This is a genomic window from Pseudomonas kermanshahensis (genome assembly GCF_014269205.2).
Taxonomy (GTDB): domain Bacteria; phylum Pseudomonadota; class Gammaproteobacteria; order Pseudomonadales; family Pseudomonadaceae; genus Aquipseudomonas; species Aquipseudomonas kermanshahensis.
Genome location: NZ_JABWRY020000001.1, coordinates 1,086,803 through 1,112,398, shown reverse-complemented (window position 1 = coordinate 1,112,398; position 25,596 = coordinate 1,086,803). Strand labels below are relative to the sequence as shown.

General features: G+C 53.4%; 19 protein-coding genes. 12 read left to right on the top strand and 7 right to left on the bottom strand.

Annotation, left to right across the window (positions count from 1 at the left end; all coding sequences use genetic code 11):
• Positions 1-36: 36 nt before the first annotated feature.
• Complete coding sequence (locus HU764_RS05165) at positions 37-975, bottom strand: KpsF/GutQ family sugar-phosphate isomerase (RefSeq protein ID WP_027595989.1); 939 nt, start codon at positions 973-975, stop codon at positions 37-39.
• Positions 976-1,390: 415 nt separating this feature from the next.
• Between HU764_RS05165 and HU764_RS05160 the strand changes: the two genes are divergently transcribed.
• The 4 genes from HU764_RS05160 (at position 1,391) to HU764_RS05145 (ending at position 5,840) form a co-directional block, all read left to right on the top strand.
• On the top strand, positions 1,391-2,152 hold the full coding sequence (locus HU764_RS05160; protein WP_186703947.1) for an acyltransferase: 762 nt from the start codon (positions 1,391-1,393) through the stop codon (positions 2,150-2,152).
• Between the two features lie 169 nt (positions 2,153-2,321).
• Entirely contained in the window at positions 2,322-3,371 is a 1,050-nt protein-coding gene (locus HU764_RS05155; protein WP_186703948.1) for a galactosyltransferase-related protein, read from the top strand.
• Complete coding sequence (locus HU764_RS05150) at positions 3,368-4,900, top strand: stealth conserved region 3 domain-containing protein (protein ID WP_186703949.1); 1,533 nt, start codon at positions 3,368-3,370, stop codon at positions 4,898-4,900. Before HU764_RS05155 ends, HU764_RS05150 begins: the two co-directional genes overlap by 4 nt.
• A gap of 40 nt (positions 4,901-4,940) precedes the next feature.
• Complete coding sequence (locus HU764_RS05145; protein ID WP_186703950.1) at positions 4,941-5,840, top strand: phage baseplate protein; 900 nt, start codon at positions 4,941-4,943, stop codon at positions 5,838-5,840.
• An 85-nt stretch (positions 5,841-5,925) separates the two neighbouring features.
• On the opposite strand, the gene HU764_RS05140 is transcribed toward HU764_RS05145, so the two are convergent.
• The 4 genes from HU764_RS05140 to HU764_RS05125 all read right to left on the bottom strand — a co-directional run bounded on the left by HU764_RS05140 (position 5,926) and on the right by HU764_RS05125 (position 10,634).
• On the bottom strand, positions 5,926-8,016 hold the full coding sequence (locus HU764_RS05140) for a CDP-glycerol glycerophosphotransferase family protein (protein ID WP_186703951.1): 2,091 nt from the start codon (positions 8,014-8,016) through the stop codon (positions 5,926-5,928).
• A 115-nt stretch (positions 8,017-8,131) separates the two neighbouring features.
• Entirely contained in the window at positions 8,132-9,034 is a 903-nt protein-coding gene (locus tag HU764_RS05135; RefSeq protein WP_186703952.1) for an acyltransferase, read from the bottom strand.
• Positions 9,035-9,106: 72 nt separating this feature from the next.
• Positions 9,107-9,889, bottom strand: a complete 783-nt coding sequence (locus tag HU764_RS05130; protein ID WP_027595987.1) for a DUF6270 domain-containing protein — start codon at positions 9,887-9,889, stop codon at positions 9,107-9,109.
• Between the two features lies 1 nt (position 9,890).
• Positions 9,891-10,634 carry a DUF6270 domain-containing protein gene (locus HU764_RS05125; protein ID WP_186703953.1) on the bottom strand — a complete coding sequence of 248 codons (744 nt, stop codon included), beginning with the start codon at positions 10,632-10,634 and terminating at the stop codon, positions 9,891-9,893.
• A gap of 1,485 nt (positions 10,635-12,119) precedes the next feature.
• Here HU764_RS05125 and HU764_RS05120 point away from each other — a divergent pair.
• The 8 genes from HU764_RS05120 (at position 12,120) to HU764_RS05085 (ending at position 22,687) form a co-directional block, all read left to right on the top strand.
• Positions 12,120-13,148, top strand: a complete 1,029-nt coding sequence (locus tag HU764_RS05120) for a phosphotransferase family protein (RefSeq protein WP_186703954.1) — start codon at positions 12,120-12,122, stop codon at positions 13,146-13,148.
• 186 nt (positions 13,149-13,334) lie between these two features.
• A complete protein-coding gene (locus tag HU764_RS05115) occupies positions 13,335-15,356 on the top strand; it encodes a capsular polysaccharide biosynthesis protein (protein ID WP_186703955.1) in 2,022 nt (673 codons plus the stop codon).
• Complete coding sequence (locus tag HU764_RS05110; protein ID WP_027595983.1) at positions 15,296-16,612, top strand: capsule biosynthesis protein; 1,317 nt, start codon at positions 15,296-15,298, stop codon at positions 16,610-16,612. Before HU764_RS05115 ends, HU764_RS05110 begins: the two co-directional genes overlap by 61 nt.
• A complete protein-coding gene (locus tag HU764_RS05105; protein ID WP_027595982.1) occupies positions 16,609-17,385 on the top strand; it encodes an SDR family NAD(P)-dependent oxidoreductase in 777 nt (258 codons plus the stop codon). The genes HU764_RS05110 and HU764_RS05105 overlap by 4 nt, the downstream gene beginning before the upstream one ends.
• Positions 17,386-17,392: 7 nt before the next feature.
• Entirely contained in the window at positions 17,393-18,940 is a 1,548-nt protein-coding gene (locus HU764_RS05100; RefSeq protein WP_186703961.1) for an LTA synthase family protein, read from the top strand.
• 4 nt (positions 18,941-18,944) lie between these two features.
• A complete protein-coding gene (locus HU764_RS05095) occupies positions 18,945-19,514 on the top strand; it encodes a GNAT family N-acetyltransferase (RefSeq protein ID WP_186682335.1) in 570 nt (189 codons plus the stop codon).
• Complete coding sequence (locus HU764_RS05090; protein WP_186703956.1) at positions 19,511-21,640, top strand: capsular polysaccharide biosynthesis protein; 2,130 nt, start codon at positions 19,511-19,513, stop codon at positions 21,638-21,640. The genes HU764_RS05095 and HU764_RS05090 overlap by 4 nt, the downstream gene beginning before the upstream one ends.
• Positions 21,641-21,643: 3 nt before the next feature.
• Positions 21,644-22,687: a phytanoyl-CoA dioxygenase family protein gene (locus tag HU764_RS05085; protein ID WP_186682331.1), complete on the top strand. Its 1,044-nt coding sequence runs from the start codon at positions 21,644-21,646 to the stop codon at positions 22,685-22,687.
• A gap of 511 nt (positions 22,688-23,198) precedes the next feature.
• On the opposite strand, the gene HU764_RS05080 is transcribed toward HU764_RS05085, so the two are convergent.
• Positions 23,199-23,942: a hypothetical protein gene (locus tag HU764_RS05080; protein WP_186682329.1), complete on the bottom strand. Its 744-nt coding sequence runs from the start codon at positions 23,940-23,942 to the stop codon at positions 23,199-23,201.
• 294 nt (positions 23,943-24,236) lie between these two features.
• A complete protein-coding gene (locus tag HU764_RS05075) occupies positions 24,237-25,589 on the bottom strand; it encodes an aminotransferase class I/II-fold pyridoxal phosphate-dependent enzyme (protein WP_186703957.1) in 1,353 nt (450 codons plus the stop codon).
• Positions 25,590-25,596: the final 7 nt, after the last annotated feature.

Below are 25,596 nucleotides of genomic sequence, written 5' to 3'. Positions count from 1 at the left end.
AGAATGAATGGCCTTTCCTGCTTTCCGAGTGGAAAGTTAATCGAAAATTTCAACTATACCCAATACTTCACCACTTCCGGCCCCTAGAACCGCCAACGCGCGAACTTTATTTTCTCGCATGTAGCTTTCAGCCTCTGACAACTGCGCAGAATCGAGAATTGTATGAGGATTAGGTGTCATAAAATACTGAACACTTTCCCTGACCACATCGGGACTTTCAAGCAACGCCCTTCTCAAGTCCCCGTCCGTTACAATACCTACAAGCTCACCATTATTATCTGTAACCAATGTTAAACCTAGCCGACTTTGGGTCATCATCGACAGACAGTCATGAAAACTTGTATCAGGTGACACTATCGGCGCAGGAGAATGCATAACATCACATACGCGTGTCAGTAATTTTCGACCCAAGCTTCCACCTGGATGAAATCGCGCAAAATCCATGGGCTTAAACTGAAGCGCATCAATAAGAGCAACTGCTAACGCATCACCCATTGCCATGGTCGCGAGCGTAGATGTAGTAGGCGCCAGGTTATTTGGGCAAACCTCCCGCTCAACTGAAATATCAAGCCAAATATCAGCGTTCTTGGCAAGCGTCGACCGACCATTGCCTGTCATCGCAATGATGGTATTGCCAAACGAGCGAAGACTTGGCAGTAGCTTTATTAACTCCTCAGTCTCACCGCTATAGCTTATCAAGATCAAAACATCGATTGACTTGAGCATCCCCAAATCACCGTGAAACGCCTCTGCCGGATGGAGAAAAAAACTTGGTGTTCCGGTTGAGGCAAAAGTGGCTACCATCTTTTGCCCAATCAAACCTGACTTGCCCATACCGCAGACAACCGTGCGACCTTTACAGCCCAAGATTACTTGAACTGCACTTTGAAACTCACCATCCAGACGGTGCGCTAGCTGGTTTATCGCTTGGGCTTGGGCAACAAGCGCTTCCTTGGCGATTAGGAGATGATTCATTTCCACCTCATGGGCGTATTAGCAAAGAAACAATACTAAAGCTTTCAGCAAGCCCTGCAAAGCAGGATCGGGCAAAGCCACTGCTTTCCATCCCATTTTTTGGCCGAACCAAGGCCCAATTTCGTAAGCACCTACAGAAGCAGGGCCTCATGACTGCTGGCCTGCGGAGCAGGCTGAGAATAGCTTGGCGGTGTCAAATATCTCTCGCCCGCGGACAAGCTAGGCGTATGCGACTAAATCGCTTGCGAGCCACGAACAATTAGTAAGGGCAGCCGGCGCGTTGAACAAATGACGCCCGATTAGGCGTGCCACTCTCTTCCACCTCCACACTTAGTAGCATGTCGCGGACGCAGTGTGCAATAATTGATGCTCGCTTCAATAACTAGACACCATTGACTGAGCACACCGCTAACACATGATTATCGTTAATACCATAAGACCATACAAAGATGAACACAACAATGAAATTTTTTGCGACGAAGAGATCAAAACCGCTAGAGTTGTATTCTATGGGAAGAACAATAAACTCGTAGTTAAAAAAGGAAGTAAAATCAAAGGAGGGATTTACTTCGAATGCAATAACGGCACATGCCATATAGGGCAAAATCGATTCAAGGGCTTTATACGATTAGGAGAAGACTGCACCGTAACCATAAACGACAAAGTTACCTGCACAAATGATTGCCTGATTACCGCCGCCGAAGGAATATCGGTAACTATTGGTGAGGATTGCATGCTTGCTTCCGACATCCAAATACGCGCAGATGACGGCCATCCAATTTTTGATGTTAAGTCAGAGAAACGGATAAACATGCCTAAGTCGGTCAACATCGGAGCTCATACCTGGATCGGGGGAAGAGTAACAATATTGAGCGGCGCGAATGTTGGACAGGGTAGTGTTATCGGTTTTGGCAGTATAGTAAAGGGTAAAATACCGAACAACTGTGTAGCTGCGGGGGCTCCCATTAGAGTGGTTCGAAAGAATATCGCGTGGGAACGTCCTCACCTCAATCATGTCGCCCCTCCTTACAAGCCAGATGCTTCATTTGTATCCAAGTCCCCCTACTGGAACAGTACAATTGAAGAAGTCGCATCTATTGAAGAACCCTCACCCATTATAGAGGCCCATTGGACTAAACGCATTCTTCAAAAGCTAGGAATTAAAATAGGCGAATAGCAAATGAATTCACTTAAGCGTATTAGTCGTTTGTCGCTGAAGCCCCCCAGCATTTGCCATCTTCATTTATGCTAGCTAAACCTCTCGATTTGGCCTTTATAGTAGATAGGCAATCAGCCCAAGAAACAAGAGACTGCATTAGCGATCTTGAAAACTTACGGATAGGATAATGCTGCGAATCACAGAAGCTCAAAACATTGAACCTTGCAGATTGGATCATCTAGAGCATCTTACAGCTATCGTTCCTTTAGACCTGGAATTCCGAGCGAAGGACATACTAGCCAAAGTTAGACTGATGGTTGAACTTTGTCACGGCTCATCACTCAAGATCGTATTTGCCCATAACGATCGTAAAACAGCAGCGGATGCTCAACTAAAACAATCCCTCCGCGATATAAATAATGTATCGCTAGTATCAGGGAAATTTTACGAAGGCACTGTTAACTCAGGACTTCTAAGAAATATCGCGTTCGAAGCTGTTCAAACAGAGCACTTGGTGTTATTGGATGTAGATCTATGGCTTGATCTAAATATACTATCCAAATATCTTGCCAAAATCATCAAAAATGAAGAATCATTCACAATAATTCCTTGCCTTTATCTATCCGAGGCCGGTAGCAGGTCCTTGGTTTCCCGAGAGAAGTCCACTAACCTATTAAAAGAACAGTACTTTTCTTTCTCTCGGAAAGAATTTTTGCACTTGGCGAATCCCTCGTCTATCGTAATACTACGAAGTGATGATTATAAAATTCTGAACGGGTTCGATGTTACCTTTGCAGGTCACGGATACGAAGATTTTGACTTCCTTCTCAGACTTGCTGTATTACGTTCAAAAATCAGCCCTGCTCTAGACTTTTTTGAGAACGCGACGATGAGAGCTCCCCTTTTTGCACAAGGATTTAGACGGGAGATCGGGCGCTTTTGTTTAACACCATTATTAGAAAAAGATTTCTTCCTTCACATATTTCATCAAAAACCTAACGAAAGTGCTTTATATTATTCACTTCGCCAAAAAAATTATCTTTATTTTTGCGAGAAACATAAAGCCTTCGTTGACGGCGAGCGACCGGTCGATCCAACACTGATGACGGATTTTATAAATCTATGTTCAAGTACCGAAAGGAGAGTACAAGACTATTCGATTTATTTTGAGAACAAGCCTGGCCACGTAGACAGATATGACACTTTTCGGAAGCGGCTTAAGTTTTTATTTAAATGAAAAAAAAACTGATTTCCCCAAAGCTTGAAAAATTGGTTAGTGATCCGAATCGATTTTTTTTAGATTTCTTTCGAAAACGGGTTAATAAAACGAAGGTGCATGTGATTGGTCAACGCAGCACCCAGTCCGCAGCAAAAAAGCTCTCCGCGGCTGATCTAAATATGGTTAAGCAATTCGGTATACCGAGTTTCGTCATCAGTAAACTGAAATGCCCACATGGTGTCAGTGACGGTACTGATCCAAGAAGCCTCCTCGTCAATGGCTGTCATGTCAAAGACACGTTAAAACTGATTGATTTAATCAGATGCTCCTTCGGGCTTACAACATTACTATATGACCACGAACGGAGCGCGGTTATATACGCGGACGAAAATGCGTTACCTTTATCCAATGCAGCCTCCAAAGAATTTTCCAAAGCATCACAGTTTATTATAGAGTTTTCTGATCCTAAACATGAATTAGACACTGTTTTAAGAATTTACCTAAGCGATCAAACAGAAGACGGCTACTCAGCACTTCGTTCTAACCACGCCTGGGTTAAGAAATTAAAACTTGAAGAATATTCAAACTTGCAGTCTAAGTACATCAACGATCTTTGTCGCAAACCAATAGATGCCGTCATCACTTGGGTTGACTGCACCGATGAAGGATGGCAGTCCGCTTGGAATGAAACATATCCCGATAGGCCATTTGACCTCGACCGCTTCACAAGCAACGAAGAACTCCGGTATTCGCTAAGGTCAATTAACAAATATGCGCCTTGGTTCAATAAAATATTCATTGTTAGCAATTGCGAACGCCCATTATGGCTGTCGAAAAACGATGGGAAGGTTCAATGGGTCACGCATGATGAGATTTTTCCATCAGCCTCGACTCTACCGACATTCAACTCTCACGCAATAGAATCTTGCCTCCATAGAATACGCGGACTTTCAGAAAACTTTGTTTATTTCAATGACGACTTCTTAATCTCTTTACCATGTCGACCGAACGATTTTTTTGACGAGTACAATCGCCCCATTTTGTATTTCGAGGAGTGTACTCCCGCACTGTCAGGGTCCTCTCACACTGAAACCCCTGACTATCTACGCGCATCCATGAACTCAAGCGAACTAATATATGAATCTTTTAAGCATCGCCCACGACTTCAACATAAGCATGTTCCATACGCACTAAAGAAATCGATTCTAGAAGAGATGGAGGTACGCTTCATTCATGAATTTAATACAACTCGTAACTCACGCACCAGATCAGCCACCGACATCAATGTAGCTTCTTTTTTCTTCCAGCACTACATCAGAGCGACTGGTCGGGCGTCAACAGCCAAGGTCGCAAACTTTACCGCTAAGCCTCACACTGCCGCCAAATTACTTAATTACAACTCATTGAAGTATAAATTTATTTGCATCAATGACGGCGGCGACAGTGCAAAAAACAGTAAGTACAAAGAACTGTCAAAATCTTTCTTTGAAGAGCGCTATCCTGAATTACCAATTTGGGAAGTCTGCGAATCAATATCCGGAGACTAGAACCATGGTAACGAGACGCACCTTTACAGGTGGGCTGCTTGTGACGTTCATCGCCACTTATGCCAATGCCTTAACCCTTGGAGCTAAAAATCGAGGCGCTGACCAGCCATATTTCACATTGCTGTTGCCTTCTGACTATGATGCACAGGATTTAGCGCTTCAATCATTTGCTATTGACGATCACGGAGGTAGGCTTTACGCACAATTTGTAACCCATGAGAGACCTGCTCAGACGACCATTATGGAATATGACCTTACCCCAAACGGGAGGGGGTTACCCGTAACCATACGTCAACCGACTAGGGAAATAGGCCATCAGGGCCTTAGCTTGGAAAATGTCAGTGATGGGCCGCACCTCTGGGCCGCAGCACCTGGCAGAAGCTGGGAAGCCGTAAGATTTAAGTATAGCCTCGATGGGCGTTTAGACATCCAACGCTACAAATTATTTGACGATTCCTATATGCGGTTTTCAATAACCGTCGCTATAAGCTATGACCAGAAGTGGCTTATCGCAACCAGTAGAAAAACAAAAGAGTATGGTGGGTCCAATACCATACGAATATTCGAGCTTCAGAAAGTTCTGAGGAACGATAGCAGAGATCTTTCGAACTCTTTCGAATATGAGTGGTCAATACCCACCCGACGTCGATTCCCCGTACAGGGTATTGCATCCAATCAAGACATCGTCGCCATCTCGTATGGAACTTCAAAGGCGAACGAATCTAAACCTGTGTTTGTTTATACTATTGAAGGCACAGCGCAAGGAATGATTCCTGACATTAACCCAGGCAAGAACAGCCTATTACCTAGACAATCATATGAACCTGAAGGACTTTGCTATAGTCGCGTTGGCGAAAAAGGGACGCCAGTATTGTTTGTAGGCGTCACCACAGGAAGGAAAGAAACAGGCCGTCAACGTGCAATATATGAACTTAAATAAAGCCCATGCAATATCCGAAAGCGCCCAGCTCTGTGGGCGCATTATGAATATTTCTTTGAGGTGAGTAATCAATCATAAGCGCAGACTAAGGTGATGTGATATCGCTCTTATTCAAAAGCTCCTCAATGGCAGCTATGGCTCGATTACAATTATTTTGATCTGTATGAAGAAACTTATTGACTGTTGGCTCAGGCCATTTCTCCCCAGCGGCCCAGCTTTGAATAAGGGCTACTAACTCTGCCGGATTTTTCACAGACGAACGGCCAAGCCCCTCTTTCAAATCGAAATAGGAGCCATGAGCCTGATCATACATTGGCAGGTCAAAATGGAAGAAAGCGACTGGCTTTTTCATGTACATGAAATCCCAAGCAACGGATGAATAGTCGGTGACTAGCATCTTCGCTTTCATCATCAATTCATTGATTGGCTCTTGCCCGTTGTAGACAATTTCAACATGAGGCGGGAGATCCGTGAAGCATCCAATATGCTTCGCAATCATCGGGTGTAGATAAAACTTAATTACCAGACCCTGCCTTTCGCACAAGCTTGATAAATCAGAGCTTTTCAAAAATGTCATGTAGTTTCTGAAAAAGTCGCTCGACATAAAGCTGTGTTGATTTGATCGTTGTAGCCATTTCCGCCAAGTAGGCATGACAAGTATTTCATTTGTAGTATTCGACATATCTACCAACCTGTCAAACCGAGGAAGACCGACAACCGGTACCTCGTGTGGTTGATAGCCGAATTCCCGGCAGATAATGTCCTGCTCTAACGTAGTCGACGAGAAAAACAAATCAGATGCTACACGCGGATTACTTCTGTGAAATGAGATTTTCTTTAGTGCAATAACACCATGCTGAAGAAAAACAAAAGGCTTTTTAGCCATTACTTGGCCAATTGGATCCGCCTTCGGTGGCGCGAGACGATAACCGTGATAACGAGACTGAGATGACACATACACACGAGCGGTAAGCAACGACCAGTAATGCCGTAAGGTATACTTCCCTATCACATGCCTACCATATTTCTTTAACTTAATCGCATCTGGGCTTCTGCGATCAATAATATACTTAACATCTAGATCTGCCCTGCTCCGCTTGAGTTCCTCAAACAATGCCAATCCGTTATCTTGAGCGGCTGAAGCCTCAAACTCGTAGAGCAGCCAAGTATTAGACTGCGGCCGCCGCATGAAATTGAAAGCTTTGTATACGAGCGCGCGTTTGAACTTGTTAAAACTCGATAAAATCTCTTCCTCTACCCGGTGCGTAAAGAACAGTTCATCGCTATTGACTGCAGAGATGACTGATACGATATTACGACTCCCTATAGTGCCGAGCGACGCAATTGTGCGCACTTTCGAGTCTAAAGAAGCCGGAGTAGCCTTTGGAGTCCGCTCGTAAGATTCGCCATTAGCCCCTACGAGGGTAACTGATAACTTTAGACGACTTGGCGCTTTGAGCCGATCGTCACCATCAAACAGGTGTTTTGAAACATTGAATAGAAAGCCCGAATTGGTGTAATCACAATCAGGAAATCCGTATCTGTTTTGATTACCCATACTGCGCTTACGTTCACCTGGAACTCGCAGTACTTCCTCTCCAGCTTCATTTTTGAGTAACAGGAATGGCTCGAGATCAAGCGATGGTATCCCAGGTACAAAGGCGGAGCCCAATATGATGAACTCGTCTTTTTTGACCTTTACCGACTTCACATGTAAATGTTCAAGTCGTTTTACAGAACCTGCATGCTCAAACGCCTTCCTCACACGAAGGCGGGCACTCTTTCTGGTGTACGGAATATAAAGCTCGGCATCAAAAAGCTCACCCGCCCTCTGAAAGAATGTGCTCCCGATAAAGCGCTCATCGTTTGAGCTCACTTGCGCAGCAATTTCTTTACCCAATACGCGACTAATACCATTAGCCTTGCTGACATATCGAAACTGGTATGAGCCGCTGAGCTCAAGCACCTTGAAAGGCGCAACCCAAACCTCACCAGCCGAATCCGCTCTAAATCTCTCAAAATCCCATGTTTGTCCCGATTTTGTGTGCTCGAGAATCAATATAGAATTCGGTACCTTTTGAGCGAGCGGGATGGTAACTGTGATTCCAGTAGAGGTAAAAGCGAAAGCTGTATAGGCTAGTGTGCTAGGAGGCGCTTTTTCGAGTGCTTCACCCATTTTCAAAGATCCGTTAGTGCTTAATATTATCTACTGATACGCCGCCACTTTACGGACGACATCGACCTTACTATTTGAAATGCTTGGCGGTCTTACCGCCAAGCATCTAGGCGATTCAGGCCTCTACAGGAATCTTCTCAAGTAGCTGAATAGCGACTTTATGCTGAGGATTCTTGTAAATCACAACTTGCAGGCACTGTCGAGCTGCCTTAAAGCTTCCCGACAGGTATTGCGACCGAGCGTAGTAGAACTGAGCATATCCTTCGAGATCTTCAAAGTTAGTGCCCGTATTCTTCATATACATGTCGATATCGAAAATGAGCTCTTTAGTTTCACCCGCCTTGATAGCTTGAGCCATTTCTTCTTTGGTGGGCAGGGTGGTTGGAACTTGTACTGCGCCAAGCGTAGCAACTGGCATCAGTTCGCGCTGCCAACTGATTCGGCTCTTAATAACTTTGGCCGGCACACCAGAAACTAATGTATAGCTAGGTACTGGACCAGATACAACCGAGTGACCACCCACAACGGAGCCACTACCAATTGTCACACCTTTATAAATCGTAACGCCTTCACCAAGCCAGACATGGTCTTCAATCACGGTATTCTTAGCTGGATTGATACGGTCGCCACTAATGAGGTCTACAATAGAGTGCATGTCCGAGGTTCTAATTTCGACATTGGACATCAAGCAGCCACGGCCAATACGGATAGAAGCACCTTCCCATGCACTCAAGTGAGAATGCCGATTAAAGATGGTATTTTCACCAATTTCAATTTTGCTGAGTGGGGCAATCTGCAGCAACCCGTTTAGTTTTACGTTATCACCAACGATGAGTGTGCCGCTACCGCCCAGCATTTCGATGCGTACGTTCTCAAACGTTACATTTGCACCAATTTTAATGACGCAGTCTACACCCTTAAAATTAAGAGAATTCTTACCGTGGAAAATAGGCGTTGCGCCATCAAACCTATTACCTACGGCCGTAAACTCACCAAAAAAATCACTTTCACTAGTCATGCTTAATCCATCATTTTTCAAACAGAGCGGTTAAGGGGCGCGAACCTGAATGCGTCAAACCATTGACAGCTTTCAACTGCTGAGCTGATCCCTGTGACACAGGAGCGAAAACTTACTGATAAAATCTAACTGGTACTGCCTTTCGAAATGATAGGGCTCAAGGCCGAACGGGTAGCTTTCGTCACCTAGATAATACCGGTTGCGCATATCCACGGTCGTGACATCCCTTTCACTCAAAATCTGCTCATAGAATTTATTTAGCAAACTATTTGCTTTTTCAATATAACTGTATTTGGGGCCCTCAAACTTTACATGCTCTCCTTTTTTATTGATAAATGCATCTGTAAACTCGAAGAGGTGTAAAACAACCCGCGAATCTGGCAGCAGTCGTTTCATCAAATCAATAAAATCAAAGAAAGCTTGGAGGACTTGGGGCAACTGCTCAGGCGAATTCAGCAAACTGACGGCGGCAAGTCGCTCTTTGTTCTTTTTGTAGAACTCAGTTTTCATTAGACTGTTAGGATTGCAAGTGACAATAGACTCATTGACATTACAAACACCATAGTGCGTATCCGCATAAAGATCGAGAATAATGTAATCTGGCTTTAGTGATACCAGCTTCCTGATATGCGCCTTTTCAATGTCCTCTTTCAAATATGCCAGTTGCTTCTCATTGAGACGACCGACCAACTCATCATCCGCTACTTTCGTGGGGGGCGCGACAAGCGAAATAAATGAAGACTGCCAAACAGTTGCAACACACTCGAAGTTTTCCCGATAAAAAGGCACAAAACTCCGATTGAAACAATCCCGCGTCACACACGCGCCAACGACTGCTACTTTTGTCTTTTCCATGTCATTCACTCCTCTCGAACTTCGCTTCCAAGACCTTGTTAGCAAACAATCCTAGCATGTGTGTATTGTATTTATTTTCATATTTTGCAAGACCCACCCCCCAAGGATGAAGCTCATGACCATGAAACTTGAACGGATCACTTTTAATTACAGCATCAAACATACACTCACCTTCGGAATTAATCCGCTTTAAGAGAGTGCTTTTTGCATCATAGTCATCCCGCCGAACCTTCCTAGGAATACCTTCTTTATCTATATAGGAATTCATCAATGGCGCACTATGCAGAACAACCAAAGCTTTGGGACATATTTCTCTAACAGTATCAACCAGACGTTTACATGCAACCGACCAGCCACTCACAAAGTCGTCTTCGTCGGAAAATATCCGTGTCCGATCCACAAGATCATCTTTTAAATGCTTGAGCATTATCGGATTTCTAGTAACGATACTTCCATCGTGCTGCACGCTGGTATACATAACATCAGAAACAAAATCTACAACCACTACTTCCGGAGCGAAAGCTTGCAGCCTCTGCGGCCAGACCTTATTGAGGTTATTCTCAACAATCATTCTGTCCCAGGTAGAATAGGCACTGAAATCAACAGCATTCTTGACTGGCCCCGCAACATTACTCACAGTAGTGGTTTGATAACTAATAATTTCCGTCTTATAAAAAGAAACATCGTACGCATTAAAAATAAATATTCCACGCGTTGCTTCCGACCCAATTATTCCTACTTTCATTTTAGTTTCCTAATTCTATTTTTAGTGGCCAGGCAGCTGGTCGGACAGCTTATTGTCCTCAGCATTAAATATTCCTACCGAAGACCTGTACGCTTTGAAATAACGAAACTTTGGCACGTCATGGAATAAAAAAAACTCTTCATCATCCATGTCCACGCCCGACGAACATCTTGAAGGCCGATTAGGACTCCGCGTCCAATCTCTGGGTTCCGTCAAAATGTCGAATTCAGCAAAAGGACACGCGCACCACGATAATTGGACGTCACAAGACACATCCTCGAACGTCTGAGGGGGCCGCTGGAGAGAACGCAGACTATAACGGGCAGTATCAGTCAGCCTCCACGGACTATCGACGTAAAACGGAGCTGCACAGCGTGCTATCGGAAGTAGCACCGTAAGCAGGGAATGTGGGGATGAGGTGAGATTCAAGATGATGCACTGCATTGGGCGCCCAGCGGATCAACCGGGGCAGCGAAATCAATTTCAATGAAATGCCCTACCTTTCGCGGGGAAAAGGCATGCACGCTGCTTCCATTCTTCATATCCGCTAAGGTTAATCTGACCAGACTAGCTCAGTCAAGGCAGTCATGTACGCACGCAGACAGACGCCCCCCGCCATGGTGCATGGTGTGAGGCTTCAGACGCCAAGCATCATCCAATCTCAGATCGAATTAAGAGATGGGTAGCCCCGCAGCAGATTATTGAATAGTGATACCACAATGACATCATGGCACCGTCAGGGCATTTACCTTTGCGTTGAGCTCAGGGTGCAATTCTGGGGCTGAGCCACAGACCATGAAGGTGAATACGAAGATGACTACGAGTGCTGTAATCGCCCGCCTACAAAGACAGGGAGGTCACGATTCCCGACAGATCAGTCAGGTTGACTGCTCATACGCCGAAGGCCTACGCGACCACCTAGATCCAAAGGCACTACGCTTGCCAGCCACTCTAGCTTAGGAATGATAATCCTCGCACTGGTGAATTCTCTTCGCAGTGGCGAGTGTGACCACTAAAACGGCTAAAGAAATTGATAGGCCGGAAATCAAAACTGCCATTTGAATCCACATACGTGCATCTCCCTGAACAGATAGGTCCGACTATCCACCGAGATCGTTACAGCAATGAGACACCGTGCTGACCGCCTGTCGCCCCTCCTACACACTGCCTTGCGCATGAGAGTGATAGCTATCCTGGTGCGCCCAATGCATGCTCCGGGATTTTCGTTTCATTATAGGAGTAGCCTTTGAACGCTAGGGAATGGGGGCTTATCCATCCTGTCACCCAGGCAGTCCTGCTAAACCGTGTGGATACTCGCCATTTACCTGTTTGAATCCAAAAGCGAGAGACGCAGGCGCGCAGCCTCTTCCGCCCCAATAGCGCTGTGATCAAAATTTTTGGTTGTAGGACCTTCGGGGATGGCGCAGCATTACGCCCCCCAAATAGCTACCCGAATGAATGCAAGGCGCTGCCTACCAAAATGTTATGACTTCCACCGCAGAGCAAAAAATCTTATTTCGCTGGCGGCGCGCCGCGCTCGAGGACCACTTACGTGCCTTGACCCCCGGGTGGCGTGATCAACCCCTGATCATCCGGAGCCGCGAACTGGCTTTCAATGCCTCCTTCGTCAACTATGTCCGACACCACCGCTTAATTGACCCAACGACTGGCCAGCAGGTAGATCTCGTCGAGAAATCGATTCGCAAAATTGGATTCTTAAGTAGCCAAGAGGCGCGTTTTTACCGGGCACAGGGTATGCTTTCTGAATCGAAGCGCTTCCGTCACCCGCCCTGCCTTGGCGTAATAGAAACGCCTTGGGAAAGCATTATTTTCACGACGTATGTGCGCGGCAAACCCCCGCGAATGCAGGCGATCGCCAGATATTTGGGCCATTGCATTGCAGAGCAGGAGCACCTCAGCCATCAATATCTACGCTCCCGGCCAGGGCGGGAAAAGCCCTTGCTTTGGAGCATGGACTTCTTTCAGCCTTGGTTTTTGCTGCGCCCGCGCTTTAACTTCGCTCGCTATTTAGACAGTTTCGCGAGACTGGCACATGAAGACCGGATGTTCTTAGGAATCGCTGATAGGCTCAAAGCTTTCGTACCCCTGACCAAACGCTTAGCTAAGCAAGCACGAAGCAGCCAGCGGTGCATTAGTCATATGGATTACCTACGTAAGAACCTGTTCGTAAACCGAGGCCACTTGCACCTGATCGATTGGAGCGAGGTTAAGGTTGGACGCATAGGTTTTGATGGTGGGGCGTACCTGGGCAGCCTGTTCAGGAGGAAAGACCTAGCGGTATTCCTCTCGGCAGAGGCTCAATTCATAGAGGGGTACCTCGCTGGTCTGCCAACCCAGTACTCACACGAAGAGGCCCTTCGTAATTTGCGCTACGTGTTCCTGTTGACAGCTCTGTATCACACGCTGCGCCCTGAAAACATCTGTGAACACCGCACCTTAGGAACCTTGCCATTGCTCCTAGAAAAATGTGAACACTTACTCACCCTGCTTTAATTGGATATCACTATGATATCACCCTCCGAAAAATGGTGAAATCTTGGAGATTTCTGTCGTATTTTTTCTGGGAGGCCATCCCAAAAACCTGAATCTGTATTAAGATTCGTCGCTTAAAATCGCCCACTGGATTCATAAGGCCTTCTGACCTTAGCTGTCCCGGCACCGGAACGCCGCTACACGTTTATGGATGATGCTTTGCCTCGCCAACGCTTGCTGATCCTGTCCAAAGGGGCTCAGCAGATCACCACCTTACCTTCGCTACTGCCCGATTTCGAGCTGCAGAACGGAGCTGTGGGTGACGTTCTAGCGACCGACTGGGTGATGGCATGGGGACGTAAACCGAGCGCTCATCTGGCCATGGCCGAGGCGTACAAGGCAGGTAAGCCAGTGCTAACCCTAGAAGACGGTTTTGTCCGCTCTGTGGGGCTAGGTGCAGAGGAGCCACCGCTGTCCTTAATCGTCGATGACGTAGGGATTTATTACGATGCCAGCCAGCCCTCGCGATTGGAGCAGTTGATTACAGAACCGCTGACAGCAGACCAGCATCAACGTGCTACGGCGCTGAAAGCGCTGTGGCAGGATCAGCGCATCTCCAAGTACAACGATGCGCGCATTGAGCAGCCTGCTCTACCAGAGAACTGTGTGCTGGTGGCAGACCAGACTTTGGGCGATGCTTCGTTGCAAGGCGCAACAGCTGGTGATTTCACGGCGATGCTCCGTGCGGCTCTGGCCCGTTACCCCGACAGCACTGTTCTTCTCAAAATACATCCTGACGTGCTAGCTCGGCGCAAGATGGGACATTTCGACTTGGCTATGGTAGCAAAGCTGCCGCGTGTGAAGATCCTGACCCAACACACACATCCAGCCGAGCTTTTGCCCAAGATGCGTGCGGTTTACGTAATGACATCCCAGTTGGGGTTTGATGCTTTGTTATGGGATGTAAAGGTCCACACTTGGGGTATGCCATTTTATGCAGGGTGGGGCTTGACTGAAGATCGCCTGCCGGCACCAGCGCGACGCACTCCGGTGTGCCTTACCCAGTTGATTCATGCCAGCCTGGTGCGCTATCCGCGCTACGTCTGCCCGGAACGGGGCATTCCGTGCACGCCAGAGTCCTTGATCGAATGGTTGGGGCTGCAACGCCGCCACCGCAGCTTGCTGCCAGCTTCCGTGCAGGTATGCGGGTTCAGTCGCTGGAAAGAACCATTAGCAGCGCTCTTTTTCAGCGGCAGTGCAATTCGGTTCGTCAAACCTAAAAAGCGCGCATCCCCCTCAATGCCAGTGGTGGCTTGGGGATGCAAACATGATGCAGAGTTATTGAATCATCCCTATCCAGTCCATCGCGTGGAGGACGGCTTTTTACGGTCTGTCGGCTTGGGCGCTGGCAAGGCACGCCCGCTTTCGTGGATAGTCGATGATGTGGGGATTTATTACGACGCCACACGGCCATCACGCCTTGAACACATGTTAGCTAGCGGTAATTTCGAGGCCGCACTGCTAACCCGCGCGCAAGCGCTACGCGAGTCAATCTGCAACGCGGGGCTTACCAAATACAACCTTCCCGGAAAGCCCTGGCAACGGCCACCAGACGCACAAACAGTCATTCTCGTTACTGGACAGGTCGAAGGTGATGCCTCTATCCGCTTCGGCGGCACCAGCATTTTCACCAATTTGCAATTACTGCGCGCCGTACGCGAGAAAAACCCTCAGGCGTGGGTGCTTTACAAACCTCACCCAGAGGTACTCGCAGGTACCCGCTCGAGCGGCAGCGATGAAGCTCAGACGGTTCACTGGTGCGACGAGGTGATCGGCGACACCCCCTTGCAACAATTGCTTGCAGTGGTGGACGAAGTTCATGTTCTTACTTCGCAATCAGGCTTTGAAGCACTGCTGCGCGGGGTACCGGTTACCACTTACGGCCAGCCTTTTTACGCGGGCTGGGGGTTGACTGTTGATCATGAATTGGATGACCAAGTTCGGCGCCGACGCTGTCGCCCCGTGACCTTGGATGAATTGGTAGCGGCCACGCTGTTGCTTTATCCCACGTATGTGAGCCTGGTAACCAATCGTTTTACCACAGCCGAACAGACTCTCTACGAATTACAACATTGGCATGCATTACCGCAGCCCGGAGCAACGTCTAAATGGCAGGATTTGAAACGACGGTTGAGCAGTTTGCTGGGCAGGAAGCGCCCGGCCAACTGATCGTCGAACCGACGCGTCGTCCGCTATTAGGGATTCCGCGTAACAATTTTTTGTTTTTGCAAAGTGTCAGCTCGCCCTTCTTCAGTCGACTAGCCCAAGGGCTTAGAGCGATTGACCAGCGCGTACACAGCATAAGTTTCAACGTCGGTGATGTACTTTACAGCTCGGGTTCGCGCCGCCGCTGCGGGCTGCAAACGGGAGAGCTGGAGGGCTACTACTCTCAGGTTTTTCGGGATTTAGACATTACCGACCTGGTACTTTTTGGCGACTGCCGTCCAGTGCACCAAGTGGCGATAAAGCTTGCTCGCCTGCAAGGTATCCGCGTGCACGTGTTCGAGGAAGGCTACTTCCGCCCTTACTGGATCACCCTGGAACGTGATGGTGTTAACAATAATTCACGCTTGCCGCGGGACCCGGAGTGGTACCGCGAAGTGGGCAAATACATCCCGCGCTACCAAAACGGCAAGTCATTCAAACTGTCCTTCACGGCACGCGCAGCACATGATGTGATTTATCATGCAGGCGGCGCGCTCAACGCCCTGTTCTACCCGAAATACCGCACTCATGCGCCCTTCAACGCCGCAGTGGAATATGCTGGTTTCATCCGCCAAGGCCTGCGCCTCCTCCGCGCCCGCAGCCGCGACGACGCCCTAGTCGCCGACGTCGCCTCTGAGCGCCAGCCCACCTACCTGCTACCACTGCAACTGGACAGCGACGCGCAGATCCGCGATCACTCGCCGTTTGAGAACATGACCCAGGTCATCGAGCACGTGATCGATTCGTTCTCGCTGAACGCTCCGTTCAATGCCCGCCTGTTGGTCAAGAACCACCCGTTGACGCCTGGGCTGGTTAACTATCGGCGTGTCACCGAGGCGCTGGCCCGTGAATACGACGTAGCCGATCGGGTCGAGTTCATGGAAAGCGGGCATATGCCAACCCTGCTCTCGCACATCAATGGCATGATTACCGTCAACAGCACCGCCGGCGCATCAGCCATCCTCCACGGCCGCCCAACCATCACGCTGGCCGACCCAATCTACGCCATGCCCGGTCTGACCCACCAAGGCGCGCTGGCCGATTTCTGGCAATCCCCGGACATGCCAGACATCAAGCTCTTTCATCGTTTTCGCAACACAGTCATCCACACCACCCAGGTCAACGGCGGTTTCTACACCGGCTGCGGCATCGACATGGCGGTCACCAATTGCCTCGAAGTGCTGATGGCGAAAACTTCAAGAATCGAAAAATACCTATGAACCACACCGCTTCACCCCGCTGCATCCTCATCACCGGCGCCACCGGCGGCATCGGCGGCGCGCTGGCGCCTGCCTATGCCGCACCGGGCGTGACGCTGATTCTGCAAGGCCGGCGCCTGGACCGCCTGGATGAGATGGCCGAGCAGTGCCGCGCCTTGGGCGCCGAGGTACTGCTGGAAGCCATCGACGTGCGCGACCTGGATGGCCTGCGGGCGATGGTGCGGCGGGTCAGCGAGGCGCATCAGCCAGACTTGGTGCTGGTTGGTGCCGGGCTCAACACGGCAGTGGGCGCCAATGGCGAGGCCGAGTGCTGGGACGACAGCCGGGCGTTGCTCGAGGTGAATGTGATGGCGGCGCTGGCCACTGTGGAAGCCGCGCTGCCGGCCATGCGCAGCCGGGGCCATGGGCAGATTGCGCTGTTCAGCTCGCTGGCGGGCTGGCGTGGGCTGCCGGTGACGCCTACCTACAGTGCCAGCAAGGCGGCGATTCGGGTGTATGGCGAAGCGATCCGCGATTGGCTGGCGCCGGAAGGGGTGAAGGTGAATGTGATCGTGCCGGGCTACGTGGAATCGAAGATGTGCTTCGAAATGCCGGGGCCCAAGCCGTTTTTGTGGACCGCCGAAAAAGCGGCCAAGCGCATCAAGCGTGGGCTGGCTGCTAACCAGGCGCGTATCAGTTTTCCGTTCCCGCTCAACCTGGGCACCTGGCTGCTGGGGCTGATCCCGCAGTGGCTTTCTTCGATGATCCTGCGTGGGCTGAAGTACAGTGATTGATGTTTCTCTGCTGCCGGTTGCGTTGATCGGCCTGATGCTGACCGTGCTGGTCGAACGCTTGTTGATACCCCGCCCTGCCCTGCGCCGCCCGGCTGACTGCTGGATGCTGCATGTGGGGTTGTGGTGCGTGGGGTTTGGGTTGCTGTATGCGCTGACCGCGCGGCCGCTGTTCAGTGGCGTGAACCTGCTGTTGCTGTGGGTGCTGATCGTGCTGGTGAGCAACTCGAAGTACCACTCGCTGCGCGAACCGTTTGTGTGTGCGGATTTCGAGTACTTCAGCGATGCGGTGAAGTTTCCGCGGTTGTATTTGCCGTTCTTTGGGTTTGGTAAAGCGGCAGTGCTGGCGGTCGGGTTTCTGGTTTACCTGTGGGCGGGCTTGCGCTTCGAGGTGCCGGGGGCGCGGGTTGAGGCGTTGCTGCCGGTGGTGATTGGCCTGGGGTTGCTGCGGTTGGGGCATCGTCGGGTGGTGCCGAGCTTTGATGCCGAGCGCGATGTGCGGGGCTGGGGGTTGGCGGCTAGTTTGTGGCGGTATTTTTGGGCGGCGCGGGCGCCGGTTGATCAGGCTGGGTTGGGGTCGCCGTTTGCTTGTGAGGGTAGTGTCGGGGCGACTGGCGCATTCGCGGGTAAAGCCGCTCCCACGGGGAATGGGCTGGCGGACTTGGTGTCGGTGCAGAGCGAGTCGTTCTTTGATGTGCGTGGCTTGTGGCCTGGCGTGCGGGCTGAGGTGCTGGGCGAGTATGACGTGCTGGCCAGCCAGGCGCTTGCGCGCGGCAAGCTGCAGGTGGCGGCGTGGGGGGCCAACACGGTGCGTACCGAATTCGCCTACCTCACGGGCATCCCGTCCGAGCGGCTTGGCGTGCACCGTTTCAACCCTTATCGCGTACTGGCGCGCCGGGGCTTGCCGAGTATCGCTTCGCGGCTGAAGGCGCTGGGCTACCGCACGGTGTGCATTCACCCGTATGACGGTGGGTTCTACGGCCGCAATAAAGTGCTGCCGGCGTTGGGCTTCGATGAGTTCATCGATGTGCGCGCGTTCAACCCGTCGCAAAAGGCTGGGCCGTTCATTGGCGATTGCGCGGTTGCGCAGAAGATTCGCGAACTGCTGGAGGCGCCTGGGCGTACTCAGCCGTTGTTCATCCACGCGGTCACCATGGAAAACCACGGGCCGCTGCACCTGGAAAGCGTGGCCGAGCACGAGCTGCCGGCCTGGTTCGACCGCCCGTTGCAACCGGGCATGCAAGACCTGGCGCCTTACCTGCGGCATATCGGCAATGCCGATCGCATGCTTGGCATGCTGCGCGAAACGTTACTGAGCCAGCCGAACGAGGCGCTGCTGTGCTTCTTTGGTGACCATGTACCGATCCTGCCCGAGGTTTACCAGGCAGTCGGCGCGCCGGCCGGCGACACTGACTACCTGATCTGGTCCAACCGGCGCCAGCCTGGCAGCCAAGCGTGCCCCATCGCTGTACACAAGCTGTCCAGCGCACTGCTGGCACACGCCCAGGCGCCCGCACAGGGCCAGGCGGCGCACAGTGCCGTGGCTGGGGTAGCCTGAAAACGTGGTGCGCATCGTTCTGGGATCGGACCTGGCGCCGGAGCGTGCCGCAGACCCTGCCTTGGCTCAGTTGCTGACCCAGGGGCGCGGTTCGCTGGCGTTTCTGATTGGTAACCCTACTTGCCGCTATCGCCTGCTGGGCGGGGCCATCCACTGGGACCGCGTGCTGCTGGCCTTCGAGGGCGAGCAGGCGCTGGGCTTTGCCGCCTTGAAGCATGACGGGCGTGGGCCATTTGCGTTGCACTGGCGGCCGTTCATTCGCGAGTTCGGGCTAATCAGTGGCTGGGTGCGCTTTGCCGGGTTTTGCCTGAGCGAGCTGCGCGAGTGGCGTTACCCGTTCTTGTTGTATGGGCTGCGCGTGAGCAAGGCGGCTCGCCAACAGGGCATGGGATCGGCTTTGGTGCAGGCGTGCTGTGCGCATGCGGCCAAGCTGGGCTTTACCCAGGTCGAACTGGAAGTGCCGCTGAACAACCCACGGGCCAAACGGCTGTACCTGCACAATGGCTTTGCCCTGCGCCGCAAGCGTTGGGTGCCGTTCCCGCCGGTGCGTGGCATGTGGCGGGGGGTGCCATGAACCGTATTGAAGCGCCGGCAGCGGTGACCTTGCAAGCACTGGTGGACGGCCCGGGTTGGGTCGGCATCATGTCCCAGTGGGTTGCCTGGAAGGTGCTGCACCTGCCGCAGTTTCTTGGGCCCGAGGGCCCGCCCTTCTGGCTCTGGCGCCGGGGTAGCAAGGCACCGAAGGGGCTCAAGGCGATTGCCGGCATCGGCTACAAACAGTCTTCTGCGCAGGCGCGCGTGTTGTGCCAGCGCTGGGGGCTGCCTTATATCGCGCTGGAGGACGGTTTTTTACGGTCTTCGTCGCTGGGCATCGAAGGCGACACGCCGATGTCGATGGTGGTCGACCCGATAGGTATTCACTACCTGGCAGACCGGCCTTCGCTGCTCGAGAACATCCTGCAACAGCCCGAGGCGCTGACCGAGCATGAGCTGGAGTGCGCGCACGCACTGATCTCGCTGATGCGCAGCACGGGCATCGGCAAGTACAACAATGCCCAGGACCTGCCCGCAGACGACCCGCTGGGCCGTGAGCGGCCGTTGGTGCTGGTGGTTGACCAGACGGCGGGCGACTATTCGATCCCCGGTGGCGGTTTGTGCGAAGCGGACTACGTGCGCATGCTCGATGTCGCTTTGGCCGAGCACCCTGATGCCGATGTGCGGGTACGTATTCACCCGGACTGCCTGGGCGGGCAGAAACCCAGCTGCCTGCTGGCCGCCGCGCAAGCCCGGGGCGTGCCGCTGGAGGCACGGCCAGTGGCGTGGGCGTCGTTGGCCAAGCGGGCGCAGCGGGTGTATGTGGGCACCAGCCAGGCTGGGCTCGAGGCGTTGATTCAGGGCGTGGCGGTGACCTGCTTCGGGCTGCCGTTTTACGCTGGCTGGGGCCTGACCGACGATCGCATGCCCATCCCCCGCCGCCAGGCGCGGCCCAGCCTGGAGCAACTGGTGGCGGCGGCGTACATCCGTTATTGCCGCTATGTCGACCCGCTCACCGGCCAGCTGACCGATGCGCTGACCGTCGCTCGCCAGCTGGCGCGCAAAAAGGCACGCGACACTGAATTTGCCGGGCCTACCACGGTGCTGGGGGTCAAGCGCCACAAGCAGCACAACATTCGCCGCTTCTTTGCCAGCCGCTGGGGCCAGCTGCGCTTTACCGTGGATAGCCCGCAACTGGTGCAGCAGGTGGCGGCAGAAAACGGCCGGCTGCTGGTGTGGGCGGCGCGGGAGCCCGCCAGCCTGGCTGAACGCGCGCGCCAGCAGGGGGTGCCGATCTGGCGGGTCGAGGACGGCTTCATGCGGTCCACGGGGTTGGGGGTGAGTAACAGCCCGGCCCTGTCGTTGGTGCTGGACCGTGGCGGCATTCACTATGACGCCGCGTCGGACAGTGACCTGGAATGGCTGCTGCTCAATACCGACTTCGACGACGCCAGCCTGGCCGAAGCCGCGCAGTTAAGGGCGCAGATCGTCGCCAGCGGCACCAGCAAGTTCAACCTGCGCAGCGGGCCAGTGCCGCCGTTGCTGGGCCAGCCGGGCCAAGCACGGGTGCTGGTGGTGGGCCAGGTCGAAGATGACGCTTCGGCGCTGTGCAGTGGCGGCGGCGCAGGCTGCAACCTGCGCCTGCTGCAACGGGTGCGCGCGCAGTTGCCGGACGCCTGGATCATCTACAAACCCCACCCGGACGTCGAGGCCGGCAAGCGCCAGGGCCAGGTTGCCCCGGCGCTACTGACGGGCCTGGCTGACCAGGTGTTGGGCGGTGTCGATATCGCCAGCCTCTACGGCCAGGTCGATGCGCTGCACACCTTGAGCTCCACCGCTGGCTTCGAAGCGCTGCTGCGCGGCGTGCCGGTGGTGACCTACGGCACACCGTTCTACGCCGGCTGGGGGTTGACCCACGACCACCAGCCGCTGCCGCGCCGCACCCGGCGCCTGACCCTGGACCAGTTGGTAGCCGGCGCCTTGATGCGCTATGCGAGCTATGCCGACGTTCAGCAAGACTTGCCCTGCGATGCCTGGCACGCCCTCGCTTGCCTGTCGATGCCGCGCCCTGCGCGGTTGGCCGAACACCGGCGCGTGGCGCCGCTGCTCAATTACTCCCGGACCATGCTCGGCTGCGGCCGGCCACTGGCCCCATCAAAGGACTAGAACATGCCCGTATCGATCAAGGACATCGGCCGCTATGCGGCGCTCCCCTGGCATTGCATGCAACTGGCCACCCACGCGAAATCGTTCGAGAACAACCCGGTGCTCGGCAGTGCGCGGCTCAATGCGCTTGGCCTGCATGTGCAGCGTCGCCAATTGGCGATGGCCATGGCCAGCTACCGTCGCCAGGCCCTGGCCTCGCGCCTGGATGCCGGCGAGCGTGCGCATTTTGAAGAAAACGGGTTTTTCATCCGCGAAAACGCCCTGCCCGCTGACCAGTTCGCGGCGTTGCGCGCCGAGTTGGGTGCCTTGCGCAGCACGGGTTGGGAGATGCGCCAAGGGCGTGCGGTTACCCGCCGGGTCAGCCTTGATCAGGATGTGCTGGCCAGCAACCCGGCCAGTGCGGCGTTTGTGGCGGACCGTGGGGTACGCGACCTGATTGCCTATGCATCGTCCAACACGGGCGGCATTACCTATCAGCTGCAGTCGATCATCATCGATGCTGCCAATGCCGACCAAGACCCGCAAACTCGCCTGCACGCAGACACCTTCCACCCCACCGCCAAGGCGTGGTTATTCCTGGATGACGTGGCCGACGACCAGGGGCCGTTCAGTTATGTGCCGGGGTCGCACCGCCTGACGCCCGAGCGCCTGGCGTGGGAGTATCAGCAAAGCCTGGGCGCTGCCCGCTCGACCGAGCAGATGCACCGCGAGGGCTCGTTCCGTATCGACACACCCGACCTCGCCGCCCTGGGCCTGCCGCAGCCGCGCCGCTTTGCGGTGCCTGCCAATACCCTGGTGGTGGCCGATACATCCGGCTTCCATGCCCGCTGCGCCAGCCACCAGGCCAGCCACCGGGTAGAAATTTACGCCAGCTTGCGGCGCAACCCGTTCATCCCTTGGCGCGGGGCGCACCTGTTTGCCCTGCCGTGGATTGCCAACCATCACATGCGCTGGGACATCCGCCTGAAGCGCTGGATGGGTTTTGACAAGAAGAGCCATTGGCGGTTTGTGGAGCAGCTGAATGCCTATGAGCCGCCGCATATTTGAGGCAGTTATCCCGTCGGTCAGCACCGACCCGTAGGAGCAGCCTTGTGCTGCGAAGACGCCAGTGGCAGCAACGAAAATTGATTGTGCTGGCACCGGCCTCTTCGCAGCGCAAGGCTGCTCCTACAAGGGACTGCGCCAGGCGAAAGCCCTTGCGTGCGCTCAGTTATTCCTTCGCTTAGCACCGACCTGTAGGAGCAGCCTTGTGCTGCGAAGACGCCAGTGGCAGCAGCGAAAATTGATTGTGCTGGCACCGGCCTCTTCGCAGCACAAGGCTGCTCCTACAAGGGACTGCGCCTGGCGAAAGCCCTTGCGTGTGTTCAGTTATTCCTTCGGTCAGCACAGACACCTGTAGGAGCAGCCTTGTGCTGCGAAGACGCCAGTGGCAGCAGCGAAGATCGATTGTGCTGGCACCGGCCTCTTCGCAGCACAAGGCTGCTCCTACAAGGATTGCGCCTGGCGGTTGGCTCAGGGTCACTTCATTAATTATTGCAAAACCCTTGCGTGTGCAAGATTAAAAACTGACGCCAAGTTTTATACCGTATTCATCCTGCACCTGAGTATCCGTTGGGGTCATTGCAAACTGCCCGTCCAACTCATATTCAAAGCGGCTGTAATACAACGAGGCAATCACCGGTATCATCCCGTCCTGATTGAACAGCAGGCTCATTTCAGCAAACGGATGAGTGCCATCTTTCAAGTCCACTTTCTCGTTGCTGATGCCATGGATCTCCAATTGCGAATCACCATTGATCAGCTTACGCATGCCGGCTTCGAAACGTAGGGTCGCGGTGTCGAACCGGTAGTTGTAACCCAGCGCCACCTTGGCAAAAGGCGTGCGGTTGGTGAGGTCGATGTCGTACTTGCGGTTGTTCGGCTGCAGGCGGTTCCATTTGTAACCGCCGCCCACCAGCAGGTCGACGGAATGGCGCTCAGCCAGCGTAATACGCCAGCCCAAGTCGAGGTCGGCCTGCGCGTCCTTGACCTTCTGGTTCTGGTGCTTGCTATAGAGGCCGCTGAGTTCTGCCTGATAAATGAACCCGTCGGTTGACGTCATTTTATTGCCGAAGTTAATGAATGCGCCGCCTTCTGGCATATGTTCCGTGTCGGTTTTACCGTGCCCGGTGAATTCCTGTTCGGTGTAGCTTCCCTGTAAGCCAAACGCAAAAGCCGGTGCAGTGTGAGAAGTCGCATCGCAAACGGTTGGCACGGCGCAGACGCACGCCGATACAACAGCAGCAAGAGTCACTCTGCTCATAAGTACTCCATCGGATACACGACGGGCCCAGGGGGTGGCCCGGTTAATGATCACGATAGTCGTATTTTTTAAAGTTGCAGGCGTTACGCAAACTTTACACAGACACTTTTTTGCGTCGTTTTAAAGAGGAATTATTTAGATGTTTAACACTAGAGCGCTCGAAGTAAGTTCGGCTTTTCTTGCTTCGATTTAATATGATTAGCCGCTTTTCAGTGGCCAGATTCCAGCTATCATTGATGGCCCATTGATGGCACGCCACAAGGGCTGCCAAGCAGCCCCTCAGGCCTTACCCCATCACCCCAGCCGCGCCATCTCTTCAGCGACCACCGCCACCGTGTGCTGGATCTGCTCGGGCGTATGCTCGCACGAGACAAAGAAGCGCACCCGCGCCGCCTGCTCTGGCACGGCCGGGTAGACGATCGGCTGGGCATTGATGCCCCGCTCGAACAGGGCACTGGACAACCGCCCCGCCTTGAACGAACTGCCGGTAATCACCGGGATCACCGCAAGCCCCGTGCTGGTGGCGGTGTCCAAGCCCGCTTCACGCGCCAGGCGCAAGAACAACTCGCCCCGCGCCTGCACCTGGGCAACCCGCCCGTTATCCGCCGCCAGCAGCTGCAACGCTGCCAAGGCCGACGCTGCGACAGCCGGCGGCATACCAACGCTGTACAAAAAACCCGGCGCCAGAAACTTGAGGTGCTCGATCAGCGCCGTGCTGCCAGCGATATATCCGCCGCAACTGGCCAAGGTCTTGCTCAAGGTGCCCATCCAGATGTCGACGTCATCACCCGCCAGGCCAAAGTGCTCACGGATACCTTTACCCGTAGCCCCCATCACGCCCAGCGAATGCGCTTCATCCACCATCAGAAACGCTTTGTGCTTGCGCTTGATGTCGACGAAGCGGGGCAGCTCAGGGTAGTCGCCGTCCATGCTGTAGATGCCTTCGACCACCACCAGCACCCGCTCGAAGTGCTGGCGCTGCTCGCTCAACAGGCGGTCCAGCGCCTGCCAGTCGTTATGCGCAAAGCTCAAACGCCGTGCACCGGACAACTGAATGCCCTGCAGGACGCTGTTGTGAATCAGCTCGTCATGCACCACCAGGTCGCGCGGCCCGAACAGGTAGCCGATAGTGGTGACGTTGGTGGCATGGCCGCTGACCATCACCACGGCGTCGTCCACCTCGTACAGCCTGGCCAACCCCTGCTCCAGCTCACGGTGCAGCGGGCGATCACCCGAGACCGGGCGGCTGGCAGACACCGAGGTGCCGTAGCGGTCGATCGCCGCCTTGGCTGCCTCGGCAACGCTGGGGTGGCCGGAATACCCCAGGTAGTTGTAACTGGCGAAGTTCAGGTACTCGCGCTCGCCAATCTGGGTCTGCGCGCCGGCGGTGCCTTGGTGCAGGCGGAAAAACGGGTTGCTCAGCCCCAGCCGCTGCGCGGTTTGTTGCATCACCCGCAGGTGCTGGTAACCCGGGAGCTGGTCGAAACGGTAAAACGCTTCAGGCACCTTCAATGCAGCCTGCTGCACCTGCTCCAGGGTGGCACCTTCCGCGCCTTCGGCGCCTGTGTTACGGCGCCGCGCAAGGGCTTGCTGGATCAGGCGTTGCTTGGCGTCGCCACCAAGGCCGGTCGGGGTTTTGGCTGTCATCTGAGCT